At 68.3% G+C, this 11,290-nt stretch carries 9 protein-coding genes and 2 pseudogenes; 2 read left to right on the forward strand and 9 right to left on the reverse strand.

The window, feature by feature from the left end; translation table 11 throughout:
• The first annotated feature begins 40 nt into the window (after positions 1 to 40).
• Positions 41 to 1,660: a class I adenylate-forming enzyme family protein gene (locus tag K3888_RS01370; RefSeq protein ID WP_230928428.1), complete on the forward strand. Its 1,620-nt coding sequence runs from the start codon at positions 41 to 43 to the stop codon at positions 1,658 to 1,660.
• Positions 1,661 to 1,664: 4 nt separating this feature from the next.
• Complete coding sequence (locus tag K3888_RS01375) at positions 1,665 to 2,291, forward strand: TetR/AcrR family transcriptional regulator (RefSeq protein ID WP_269074692.1); 627 nt, start codon at positions 1,665 to 1,667, stop codon at positions 2,289 to 2,291.
• Between the two features lie 103 nt (positions 2,292 to 2,394).
• Here K3888_RS01375 and K3888_RS01380 read toward each other — a convergent pair whose 3' ends face one another.
• The 9 genes and pseudogenes from K3888_RS01380 to K3888_RS01420 all read right to left on the reverse strand — a co-directional run bounded on the left by K3888_RS01380 (position 2,395) and on the right by K3888_RS01420 (position 11,232).
• A complete protein-coding gene (locus K3888_RS01380) occupies positions 2,395 to 3,564 on the reverse strand; it encodes an iron-containing alcohol dehydrogenase (RefSeq protein WP_230928429.1) in 1,170 nt (389 codons plus the stop codon).
• 319 nt (positions 3,565 to 3,883) lie between these two features.
• Complete coding sequence (locus tag K3888_RS01385; RefSeq protein WP_230928430.1) at positions 3,884 to 5,587, reverse strand: CotH kinase family protein; 1,704 nt, start codon at positions 5,585 to 5,587, stop codon at positions 3,884 to 3,886.
• Positions 5,588 to 5,696: 109 nt separating this feature from the next.
• Positions 5,697 to 6,374 (reverse strand): DUF4956 domain-containing protein, encoded by a 678-nt coding sequence (locus K3888_RS01390; RefSeq protein WP_230928431.1) that lies wholly within the window; start codon positions 6,372 to 6,374, stop codon positions 5,697 to 5,699.
• Positions 6,371 to 7,132 (reverse strand): polyphosphate polymerase domain-containing protein, encoded by a 762-nt coding sequence (locus tag K3888_RS01395; protein ID WP_230928432.1) that lies wholly within the window; start codon positions 7,130 to 7,132, stop codon positions 6,371 to 6,373. Before K3888_RS01395 ends, K3888_RS01390 begins: the two co-directional genes overlap by 4 nt.
• Positions 7,133 to 7,292: 160 nt before the next feature.
• Positions 7,293 to 7,892: pseudogene (locus K3888_RS01400) on the reverse strand (sensor histidine kinase); the annotation flags it as partial.
• A 358-nt stretch (positions 7,893 to 8,250) separates the two neighbouring features.
• Positions 8,251 to 8,391: a hypothetical protein gene (locus K3888_RS01405; RefSeq protein ID WP_230928433.1), complete on the reverse strand. Its 141-nt coding sequence runs from the start codon at positions 8,389 to 8,391 to the stop codon at positions 8,251 to 8,253.
• 35 nt (positions 8,392 to 8,426) lie between these two features.
• Positions 8,427 to 9,160: pseudogene (locus K3888_RS01410) on the reverse strand (response regulator transcription factor).
• 112 nt (positions 9,161 to 9,272) lie between these two features.
• The gene (locus tag K3888_RS01415; RefSeq protein WP_230928434.1) at positions 9,273 to 9,707 is read right to left on the reverse strand and encodes a hypothetical protein; all 435 of its coding nucleotides are present in this window, start codon (positions 9,705 to 9,707) and stop codon (positions 9,273 to 9,275) included.
• Positions 9,700 to 11,232: a sodium:solute symporter family transporter gene (locus K3888_RS01420; protein WP_230928435.1), complete on the reverse strand. Its 1,533-nt coding sequence runs from the start codon at positions 11,230 to 11,232 to the stop codon at positions 9,700 to 9,702. Before K3888_RS01420 ends, K3888_RS01415 begins: the two co-directional genes overlap by 8 nt.
• Positions 11,233 to 11,290: the final 58 nt, after the last annotated feature.

The following is an 11,290-nucleotide window of genomic DNA, read 5'->3' on the forward strand; positions in this document are numbered from 1 at the left end:
CGCCGGGGATCGAGCTCTTCAGCAGAAAGGCGCCACCAGCATGAACCCGACGACCGAGGCATCACGGGCCGAGACATCAGGCGGCCGGACCCTGACGGCACACCAGTCGTCGCTCCTGGGCCGCGCCACCCTGGGTGACCAGCTCCGACGCCACGCCCAGAGCCGGGCGGCCAAGCCCGCCATCGTCGCCTACGCGAGCGACGGCCAGCGGACCGTGACCACCTACGGCGACCTCAACGCGGACGCCAACCGGGCAGCCCACATGCTGCTCGACCTGGGTGTCACCCGCGGAGACCGGGTGGCGGTCATGGCCCGCAACCGCGTCGAGTCGGTGACTGCCTACTACGGCGCACTCAAGGTCGGCGCCGCCTACTCCGGGATCAACGTGCTCTTCGGCGAGGCCGAGGTCCGCCAGCAGATCGAACACCTGAAGCCCGCCGCGATGGTCGTGGCTGCGGAATTCCTGCCGGTCCTCACCGCGGCGCTCGAGCCACTCACGTCCCGCCCGGAACTCATCGTGATCGACGGCGCCCCCGGCCACCGGGACTTCCGAGACCTCCTCGACGTCGCATCGGACTCCGAGCCCGACTGCGACGTGCACGAGCATGACCTCGCGATGATCGTCTACACCAGCGGAACGGAGGCCGCCCCCAAGGGCGTGATGCTGCCCCACCGCAACTACCTCATCTCCACCGCACCGGCCTACACCTGGGGCCTGCGCTGCCGGGACGACGACGTCTGGCTTTATGTCATGCCGTTCCACACCATCGCGGGGATCGGCTCCCTGACCTCGCTGCTCCTCCTGGGCGCGACGCTCGTCCTGCCGGCAAGCCTGGACCCCGCCGTTGCCCTGGACATGATCAGGACCGAACAGATCACCGTCCTGGCCCAAACCCCCACCTTCTTCCTCTCGCTCGCGGACCACCCCGACTTCGGCCCCGAGACCGTCGGCACCGTCGAGCGCTGCCTCACCTACGGCGGCCAGGTGCTGCCCCGGACCGTCGACGCGTGGCACCACGCCGCACCCCGGTCCATCTGGGGAACGTACTGGGGCCAGTCCGAACTGACCCAGCTGGGCTCAGTGGGCTGGTTCAAGCAGCTCGAGGACGTCCCCGACCAGGACCCGACCTGGATCGGCAAGCCCGTGGGGCACCTCGAGGTCAAGGTCGTCGACGCCGACGGGGCCGAGGCCGAGAGCGGCGAGCTCCTGTGCCGCACGCCGTCAGTGATGGCCGGGTACTTCAAGGAACCCGAGAAGACCGCCGCAGTTTTGGAGGGCGGGTGGGTCCACACCGGGGACATCGTCCGGCGCGACGCGGAGGGCAACCTGTTCTTCCTCGACCGCAACAAGGACATGATCAAGACCGGCGGATACAACGTCTCCTCCCAAGAGGTCGAGCGCGTGCTTCAGGAGCATCCCGACGTGGTGCGCTCCGCTGTTGTGGGACTGCCCGACGAGCGCTGGTCAGAGGCGGTCACCGGGTTCGTGATCGCCCGCCCGGGCAGCGGGATCACCGGCGGCGAACTTCGGGATCACTGCAAGAGTTCCCTCGCGGGCTATAAGGTCCCCAAGGAGATCACCATTGTGGACGAGCTCCCCGTGGACCCCCAGGGCAAGCTCCTCAAGAGGGAGCTGCGCCGCCAGTACGCGAAGGACTGAGACGCTGAACACCGACCACGCCCCCTCGATCTCGACGAGCCGCGACGGGGACTCCGCACCCGCCCCGGGCAGCCGACGCGACGCCATCCTCACCGCGGCCGCCCGGTACTTCGCCGCCGAGGGCTATCACTCCGCCGGCATGCGGGGCATCGCGGACTCCGTCGGCATCAAGGGGGCGAGTCTCTACAACCACTTCGGGTCCAAGGAGGAGATCCTCTACGCGATCGCGTTGACGATGACCCGCGTCCCGGTGGAGGAACACCTCGTCGTCCTCGACGAGCCCGGGTCGCCCGCGGAGCGGTTGACCAGGCTGATCGGCGTCCACCTGCGCCACCTGGCCGTCCACCGGGTCGAGCACCTGGTGAGCCTCCGGGAGCTCGCCGCACTGACGCCCGAGCATCGCGCCGTCGTGGTGGACTACCGCAAGTACTACCAGCGGCGTGTCCGCGACGTCGTCGCCGCGGGAGTCCGGGCCGGCGAATTCCACGTGGCCGACCCCCTGCGCGCGTCCGTCGCCGCCCTGGACCTGATGAACGGCGTGAGCTGGTGGCTCCGGGACGACCACGACGTCGACGGCCTGGTGGACACCTACATCGACTACATCGTCAGCGGGATCCTGCGCCACGGCTGACCGCTGCGCGGGTACGACGAGACCGGCCCCCGATCACCTGCCTCAGGTGATCGGGGGCCGTTCTCGTCAGTGGGCCGGTCTCGTCAGTGCGCCACTCCCGGCGTCAGAGCGCACGCCGCAACACGGGGACCAGGGCGTCCGCACCGGCGATCGGGTTGGGGTTCGTGCCGCACCAGATGTCCTTGAACGTGTACATCGCCAGATCGGGAAGATCCTCCTCGGACAACCCGACCTCCGTCAGCGTCTGCGGCATTCCGAGCTCGCGGATGAGCTCGGCGGCGAGCTCGTGGGCGGGCCGGTCCGGCTGCCCGAACGCCACGCTGATCAGAGCCTGCCTGTGCTCGTTGACGGGACGGTTGTGCTCCAGCGCGTGCGGGGCCATCACACAGGAGGTGTACCCGTGCGGCACCTTGAACGACCCGCCGAGCGCGTGGCCCACGGCGTGGCTGACGCCCATATCGAGGCCCGCCACGATGGCGACCATCGAGGACCACGCGCCCACCTGGCACATCAGCCGGGCGTCCATGTCCTCCGGGTTCTCCTTGACCCGCTTCAGCCCCTCCGAGAGCAGGCGGATGGCGTTCATCGCCATGCCGTCGTAGTAGCCGTTCGACTTCAGCGAGCCCAGCGTCTCGAAGGCGTGGTCGAGCGCGCGGACACCCGTCGAGAGCCACAGCCACTCCGGGGTGTGGCGCGTGAGGGCGGGATCGAGGATCACGGCCTTCGGGGTCATCGCCGGGTGGACGTAACCCTCCTTGACGTTGGACTTCTCGTCCGTCGACCCGGCCAGCGCGTTGAACTCGCCGCCCGCCAACGTGGTGGGGGCGATGACGACGGGGATGCTCGGCGGCGAGAACTCCGGCGCCGACACCGACGTGTCCTCGTTGACCTGCACATGGAAGGAGTCCATCGCGTCGGTGTCGCGCACGTCGTGCTCGAGCATCACCGCGAGAATCTTGGTGAGGTCCGTCGCCGAACCACCACCCACGCACAGGAGCATGTCGGGCCGAGCCTCGGCCGCCACTTTCGTTGCCGCGATCACGTCCTCCCGCGGAACATGCGGGCGGACGGCGTCGAACAGTCCGACGAACCGCGATCCGAGCGCATCGGTGATGCGCGTGATCTCATCCGTCTTGGAGTTGAGGGTTCCGCTGCACACGATGAAGACGCGCTGCGCACCGAGGAGGTCCGCCTCCTGGACCGCGGCCTCCGCCACCGGCGTCCCCGTGTGGACCCTCTCCATAGACGGCAGCGACACGAGTGATGACTGCATGAGATGACCAACTTTCTCATCGGGACCCAGGGCCCCCGACCCGATTCCGGCGGGCGCGGCCACCGTGGAGGGGGCCGCAGAGGGGCTGAGCCAAGGTATGTCGGCGGACAACCGCTCGACGGGAAACTAACAACGGTTACCCTACAGAACAGATGTGGCATACACCACAATTTTTCGCTGTGGATTCTCGACGCTCGCATCGCAAGCCCAGCGCCCAGCCCGACTCCAGCTCAGCAGCCTGAAACTTGATCAATCTGGCCGGTTCCCTATTGATCGACCACGCCCCTCCCGGGCCTGGGCAGGATGTGACAGCCGAAAACTAACAGTCGTACGTACTCGTACGGGGCGGGCGCGTAGCGAGCGCCCGCCCCGCGTGCGGCATCTTCAAGGCCTGCTTCTCCGCAAGCGCCGCCGTCCGCTGGTCGATCCAGGTGCGGAGCGTCGCCGCGTCTGCGTCGAGCGTGGCGCTGTCGACCTCGTCGCTCAGCGGGAACTGCTGCAGCACGCGGTCGAGCGTCTGTCCCGCCAGGCCGCTGCCGTAGACCTGGTAGTACAGCCGCCAGTAGGTCTGCTCGTATAGTTCGCTGAACGCGTCGGACTCGAGGAACCGCGTCTTGAGCGGGTGATCCATCGACGGGCCGCCGCGGCCGCCGCGCTCGCCGTCCGGGTTCTCGCCTGACTGGTTCTCGCCGGCCTGGCCGCCTGCGTTCCCGCCGCCGCCACCGGGCGGTCCGTCCATCGGCATGCCGGCCGGGGGCTCCATCCCGGCGGGAGGCTCCATTCCGTCCGGCGGTTCCACGCCCTCCGGCAGCTCCATCCCGGCAGGAGGCTCGGCGCCGGAGGGGCCACCCATACCACCGCGCCCGCCCATGGACACGGTGTCGTGCGGGCCGACAGTCGCATCCCCGCTCATCGCCAGGTTGAGATCCCAGGACACGACGGTGAACTTCTCGGCGGTGAGGTCGTACCAGAGGTAATAGTTCTGGCCGGGGCCGGACATGTCGTCGGAGTTCGACAGCAGATTCTGCGTGGCCACGTACTCGGCGAACGACTCCACGTCGATCCACTGGTCGAGTTCGGCGGCGAACTCCTCGTCGCTCGCCGAATCCACCCACCGCAGGAGGTCGATGATCGGCTGCATGGTGCCGTCGCCCTCGGCGTTGACCTGAGTGAACTGGTCGGAGTAGTCCGACTGGTCCTCGCCCACGTACTCGAACCGTGAGTTCGCGTCCGCCTTGTACAGGTAGCCGGGGCCGTCGAAAGCCGAGGACGTGTACCCGTCGTCGGGGTGCTCCAGCACGAGGCGCGTGGTGGTGTCGCCGTCGTTGACCGAGTACTCGCCGTACGCGTACCTCTGCGTAGCCTGCCCGGTGGCCTCGGTGAGTTCCAGCGCCACCGCCTCGTTGAGCACCGGCGTGCCCGGGCGCACCGACAGCTCGGTCATCCCCTGGTAGGCGCGGCCCTCGTAGTTCTTGTCGAAGCTGATGAGCAGGGGCAGCGACGCCGGATCGTCGGCCGAGATGCCCGAGCCCATCCCCTGACGCGCGAACCCAGCCGGCTGCTCGACCCCCGTCTGCGCCTGCTGTTCGCCCCCCTGCTGCTGCTCGAACCCCTCCGGCAGCACGGGTCGCTCGCCGGCCTGACGCGCGCCGTCCCTACCGCCCGGGCCGCGCCCCTCGCCGCCGCCGGGCCCGGTGCCCTCGCCGCGCAGCCCCTGCAGCGTCGAGTTGCCCTTGAGTCGCACGGCCACGTCCTTGACGAACTCGCCGTCGATCGTCAGGTCCGCGGTCACCCAGTCCTTGTCGCCGTTGCGCTCGAACGCGTCGATCATCCGTGCGTACTCCGCGTCGTCGATCTCCAGGTGCAGTTCGTGCGCCACCGTGTCGTCGAACAGGTCCTCCGTGCCCGTGATGTTCTGCGTGACCGCCGACGCGATCACGCTGGTGTCCCCGGTGATGTACGGCCGCACTCGCGTGTCACCGAAGACCACGACGACGACGAGGAACGCAGCCGCCGCACCCACCAGCAGCTTCCAGGTTGCCGCACAGACAGGGCCACGCGGTGCTGCAGCCGACGACGGGACGCGTTGGCGGGGACGCCGGAGTCGACGAGGTCGGTGGGGTCGTCGGCCATCACAGGTCGGTCTGGTCGTACCCGGTCAGGACGGTGACCCGCTGTCCGGAGTTGACCTGGTTGAGCGCGGCGATGAGGTCGGCCGAGCTGCTGCCCTTCTTGAGCTGCGCGGTGAAGCTCATCTCCACGAGCGCCCCGCCGCGGGCGGAGTCGGTGGAGACCAGCTCGAACTCGGAGCAGTGGGCGACCAGGGCGTCCTCGACGAGCGCGTGGTACTCCGGCCCGGGCGGGACCTGCACCTTGACCACCTGACGCTGGACGTCGAGCCTGAACCAGTTGAAGCGGGACATGAGAACGATCACCACGCAGATCGCCACGGCCGCGGCGGCGGCGAGCAGGTAGAAGCGGGTGCCTGCGGCCATGCCGACGGCCATCACCAGGAAGATGAACCCGACGTCGCGGGTCTCCTTGATGGCGTTGCGGAACCGCACCACCGACAACGCTCCCACGAGGGCGAACGCGCGGGCGATGTTGGAGCCCACCACCAGCATGATCAGCGCGATCACCATGCCCACGATCACCAGTGTCTGAACATACGACTGGCTGTAGGAGACGTTGCGGTGGGTGTAGCGGTAGACCCAGCCGATGAGCGAGGACAACACGAAGGACAGGGTCAGGGCCACCGCCACGTCGAAGGCGGTGAAGGTCCCGCTGAGGTCTTGTAGATCGAAGTTCATGATGCTTTCTGTTCGATGAGGTGGGCGCCGCCCAGGACGGACCGCGGAGCCAGCCCGACGGTTTCCACTGAGCGGCAGTACTTGGAGATGCGCGCCACGCTGAGGTCCAGTCGGGCGGCCAGGTCGGTGGCCCAAAACGGGACCCGCTCGTCGGCCTTGAGCTCGACGATCGCCAGCTTGGGCGGGATGATGAACCGGTTCTCGGCCCCGGACGCGAAATGCAGGTCTCGGTCGCGGCCGTGAACGCGGTGGTCGATGGTGACCCGCAGCCCGGCGTCCGCCCCGCGGCCGACTAAGGCCTCCCGCAGGTACCCGGTGGTCGCCACCGGCCGCAGGCCCAGGGCGGCGACGAGACCGGTCACCTCGGCCACGAACCCGCGATGCTCGTCCGGCACATCCGGCCGGTGCAGCTTGTCCAGCCACCTCCGCGCCTCACCGTAGAGCAGGCTGACCCGCCGCTTCTGGGTGACGCGGTTGACGCGCTGCTTGATCTCCACGTGCACGGTCGAGTCATCGGTGCACGCCGCGGGCTCGCCGTAGAGTCGCATCCGCAGCTTGCGCCGGAACCGCAGGCCCTCGATCTTCTCCCAGTAGAACCGCAGGTCGGCGGTGTTGTAGTAGAGCGAGGTCACCGGGTACCCGCCGTGCGGCGAGTGCGGGTCGGTGTCCATTCGGGCGGCCAGCTCCTCGCGGAGGGCTGGCACGTCCTTCTCATCGATCAGGTACTTGATCTCGTACCGGTTGAAGGCATGAGCCATGTTCGGCGACTCCTCTCCCGTCCTCCGCGCCGGCGGTGGATCCCGCCCGGCGCAGACGGACTCTGTCTGACTGTGAAGTCAGTACAGCGGGTGAACTGTCGGGAACGCTCCGGTGAAGCTGGCAGTTGCCTGGCAGCTTGTGTCGGTGGTCGCCGCCGTGTCAGTCCCGGGCGCGCGGCAGCCGCACCCGGAATGTCGCACCCCGCCCCCGGCTGGTGTCGTCCCCCACCGTCCCGTGGTGCGACTCGACGAGAGCCTGCACGATCGCCAGCCCGAGCCCGCTGCCGCCGGTCGTGCTGGTCCTTGAGGCGTCGGCTCGGTAGAACCGCTCGAACGCCCGCGCCGCCTCCTCTGCAGCCATCCCCGGCCCCGAGTCGGCCACCTCGAGCAGCGCGTCGCCCGCCTCGGTGCACACCCGCACGGTCACCCGGATGCCCGCCGGGGTGTGGCGCGGAGCGTTGTCCACGAGGTTTCCCAGCACCTGACACAGCCTCACCTCGTCGCCCAGAACCTCCGGCGTGCCGGGACCGTCGATGACCGCCAGCCCGATCGTCCTGTCGGGGGCCAGCACGCGGGCGTCGTGGACGGCGTCCGCCGCCAGCGACAGCACGCCCACCCGGTCCCGAGCGATCGGGCGTTGCTCATCCATCCGAGCGAGCGTGAGCAGGTCCTCGACCAGCACGCCCATTCGGCGGGCCTCGGACTCGATGCGCCGCATGAGACGGTCGGTGTCGTCGGCCGCGAAGTCGCGTGCCGCCTCCTCGGCTCGGGCCCCCGGATACCCACCTGCAGGCGTACGAGCCGCTGCACCACCGCGTGGTTCTCCGTCAGCGGGGTCGCCGCCGCCACCATCACTCCCTCGGGCCCATCGAACCACGCAGAGCCCGCCACGGTGCCGAACCGTCCTCCTCGAACGGCACGGTGGCCGGCCCCCCCGACTTCGAGTCTGTCGACCACGGGGGCGGAGTCCTCGTCGTTGTCTCCACCACCTCCGCGCCGCCGGCATCGCGGACCTGCACGTAGAAGCGGCTCGGCGGGCTTTGCGGGCCGGGCGTCCGCGCCGGCGGCCGCGGGTTCGCGGGCAGCGTGCCCGAAGGCCGGGCCCAGACGCGCTCGGCCTACTGCAGCGCGGAGTCGGTGCGGTCGAGCATCGATGCGTCGAGCGCCCGGGTCACCGCCACTCCCGACCCCACCAGCGCCAGCGCGGTGAGCGCCACCGCGAGCAGGACCAGGCTCACCCGCAGAGGAAGGCGCCGCACGGCGGGCACCCGCGCTACCGGCTGGTCGGCCTACATCAGCGCGGTTGGCGAAGGACGTACCCCACGCCCCGGATCGTGTTGATCAGTCGCGGCTCCTGGGTGTCGATTTTCTTACGCAGGTAGGAGACGTAGGACTCAACCACCCCGCCGTCGCCGTCGAAATTGTAATCCCACACGTGATCGAGGATCGCGCCTTGGTCAGCACCGTCCCCGCGTCGAGCATGAGGTAGCGCAGCAGTACGAACTCGGTAGGCGAGAGGGCCACCGGGTGGCCGGCCTTGTAGACCTCGTGGGTGTCCTCGTCCAGCTCCAGGTCGGCGTACGTCAGCCGCGCACTGCGCTCGGCCGCCGACAGCGTGCCGGTACGCCGCAGGATCGTGCGCAGCCTGGCCACCACCTCCTCGAGGCTGAACGGCTTGGTCACGTAGTCGTCGGCACCCAGTGTCATACCCGCGACCCGGTCCTCGACCGCGTCCCGGTCCGTGAGGAACAGCACCGGGGCGTCGCAACCGTCCGCCCGCAGTCGCTTCACCGCGTCGAACCAGTCCATGACCGGCATCATCACGTCGAGGATTACCGCATCGGGACGGAAGGTGCGGGCCCTGTCGATCGCTTCCGCACCCGTGCGGGCCGCCGCCACCTCGAACCCCTGGAACTTCAGGGAGACCGAGAGCAGCTCGACGATGTTCTCCTCATCGTCGACCACCAGCACCCGGGCCTCCGGGGCGGCGGCTCCGGCGGCATCTGGACCGGCAGCAGGGCGGGGCATCGGGGCGATGTTCACGGCTCTCAGTATTTCGGCTGTTCCCGCGAGTTCCCGGCGGATTCGCTGGGAGATTCCTGTGTGCCACAGGTCACGGGCGACTGGCGAGCATCACCGGTCAGTCGGTGACGTCGGCCAAGCGCTTCTCGTCGATGGTGCGATCGAACACGAACGCATAGAGCAGTCCGGCCACCACGGCGGTGTAGGGCCAGATGAAGTAGACGATCACGGCCATCGACATCGGGATGCCCCAGAGCGTGGTGTCGCTGTTGTAGGACAGGATCGACCACGCCACGAGTCCGGCCAGGACCGCGCAGTACCCGACGATCCCGATCGTGGACTGCCTCTCCCACGTGCCGTCGGAGCGCAACGAGCCCTTGAGCATCAGGACCACGGCGAACAGCGGCACGGTGAGGAACACCATCTGCCACACATCGACGAGCATGCCGACCAGTGCGAAGGCGCTGACCGCGGCGAAGGCGTGGATCAGCATGTCCGCGCGCTTGTGGTCGGGCTCGGGGGCCAGGGCGGCGTCGAAAACAGGCTCAGACATGGTCGTTCCTTTCGGTGGATGCGGCGGCGGCACGAGCAGCCGCGCCATCGGTCGACGTGGTCGCCCCGCCGTAGAGATGGGCCAGCGTCGCGTCGGGGTGGCGGTTGGAGGTCATGAGCGAGACCGCGTAGAACAGCAGGATCGACACGAGCAGTGAGAGCCCGCCGACCTGCATGTACGCGGGCATCGTGATGACCTCTCGTGCGGCCAGGGAACTGATCACGAGATTGCCGACGATCGCGAAGATCACGGTGACGGTCGCGGCGGTGGCCGTGGCGCGATGCCAGTAGATCGACATCACCACGGGCCCGACGATCGCCGCGGCGAAGGCGGCCCACCCCAACGCGCCGAGCAGAAACACCACCTGGGACAGGAACAGGGTGAGCAGCACGGACAGGACCACCAGGACCAGGCTCGAGATGCGGCTCCACAGCAGTTCTCGGACCACCTTGATGCCGAACGCGGTGGGCAGGTCACGCATCATCGAGGACGCGCCGATGGTGATGAAGCTCGATGCCGAAGACATGATCGCAGCGAGCAGCCCGGTCAGCGCGATGCCACCGACGATCGGATGGGTCACGTTGTCGAGGAACCAGATGGCGGTGTCGTCGATGTTCTCCAGCTCGGGCGCCTCGCCTGTCACCACCATGGAGCGGGTGGCCAGCCCAATGCCGACCGAGAACAGGGTGGTCACCGCGTAGGCGATGCCGGCGACCGCGGCGCCCCACTTGAGCTGGGTCATGTCGCGGAGCATGAGAAACTTGGTGAGCAACTGCGGCTGTCCCACCGCGCCGACGAAGATCAGGAGCCCGAAGGCGAAGATGTAGGTCGGCGACTTGACGCCGTCGATCGACAGGAGTTCGGCGCTGGCCGAGGAGATGGTGTCGAGCATGGGGACCCATCCGCCGGCCACCTGGACGGCGAAGAAGAACAGCCCCACGGACATGACCACCATCAGCACGCCCTGCACGAGGTCCGTCCACACGGCCGCGAGCATGCCACCCGCCATTGTGTACGCGGCCACGACGAGCGAGCCGATCCAGGCGCTCGTGGCCACGGAGGTGCCGAGCAGCAGCGAGATGATCACTCCGATCGAGGTGACCTGTGCCGTCATGTAGGCCACAGCCGCCACGAACACCGCGACGGACATGGTGGCGTGCGAGGTCTTGTCCTGGAAGCGCACGCGGATGAGGTCGGGCACCGAGTAGACGCTGTGCTTCTTACCGATCCAGTTGAGTCGGCTGCCCAGCAGGAACCAGGCCACGGCGAAGCCGAACGGCGCGAAGAGCCCCACGGCGATGAGGGCCTGGAAGCCCCACGCGTAGGTCTGGCCGGTGCCGCCGACCATGCCCCAGCCGGACTGGATGGAGGAGAAACTGGCGATGGCCATCACGAAGAAGCCGAGCGACTGCCCGGCCACCAGGAATTCCTTCGCCGACTTCATCTTGGTGTTGGCCCACGCGCCGATGGCGAACATCAGCACGAAGTAGGCCAGCACCACACTTATGACAACGGGATTGTTCATTGCAGATCCTTTGAGAAGAAGACAGTCTTTGAAAAGGAGTCAGTCTTCGGGAAAGTGG

Origin of the sequence: Dietzia aurantiaca, from assembly GCF_021033825.1 — a bacterium.
Classification (GTDB): domain Bacteria; phylum Actinomycetota; class Actinomycetes; order Mycobacteriales; family Mycobacteriaceae; genus Dietzia; species Dietzia aurantiaca.

Excerpts from the sequence above, each read along its gene's own strand:
- K3888_RS01370 (WP_230928428.1), top strand. The coding sequence starts at position 41 with ATGAACCCGACGACCGAGGCATCACGGGCCGAGACATCAGGCGGCCGG.
- K3888_RS01380 (WP_230928429.1), bottom strand. The coding sequence starts at position 3,564 with ATGCAGTCATCACTCGTGTCGCTGCCGTCTATGGAGAGGGTCCACACG.
- K3888_RS01390 (WP_230928431.1), bottom strand. The coding sequence starts at position 6,374 with ATGAACTTCGATCTACAAGACCTCAGCGGGACCTTCACCGCCTTCGAC.
- K3888_RS01395 (WP_230928432.1), bottom strand. The coding sequence starts at position 7,132 with ATGGCTCATGCCTTCAACCGGTACGAGATCAAGTACCTGATCGATGAG.
- K3888_RS01415 (WP_230928434.1), bottom strand. The coding sequence starts at position 9,707 with ATGTCTGAGCCTGTTTTCGACGCCGCCCTGGCCCCCGAGCCCGACCAC.
- K3888_RS01420 (WP_230928435.1), bottom strand. The coding sequence starts at position 11,232 with ATGAACAATCCCGTTGTCATAAGTGTGGTGCTGGCCTACTTCGTGCTG.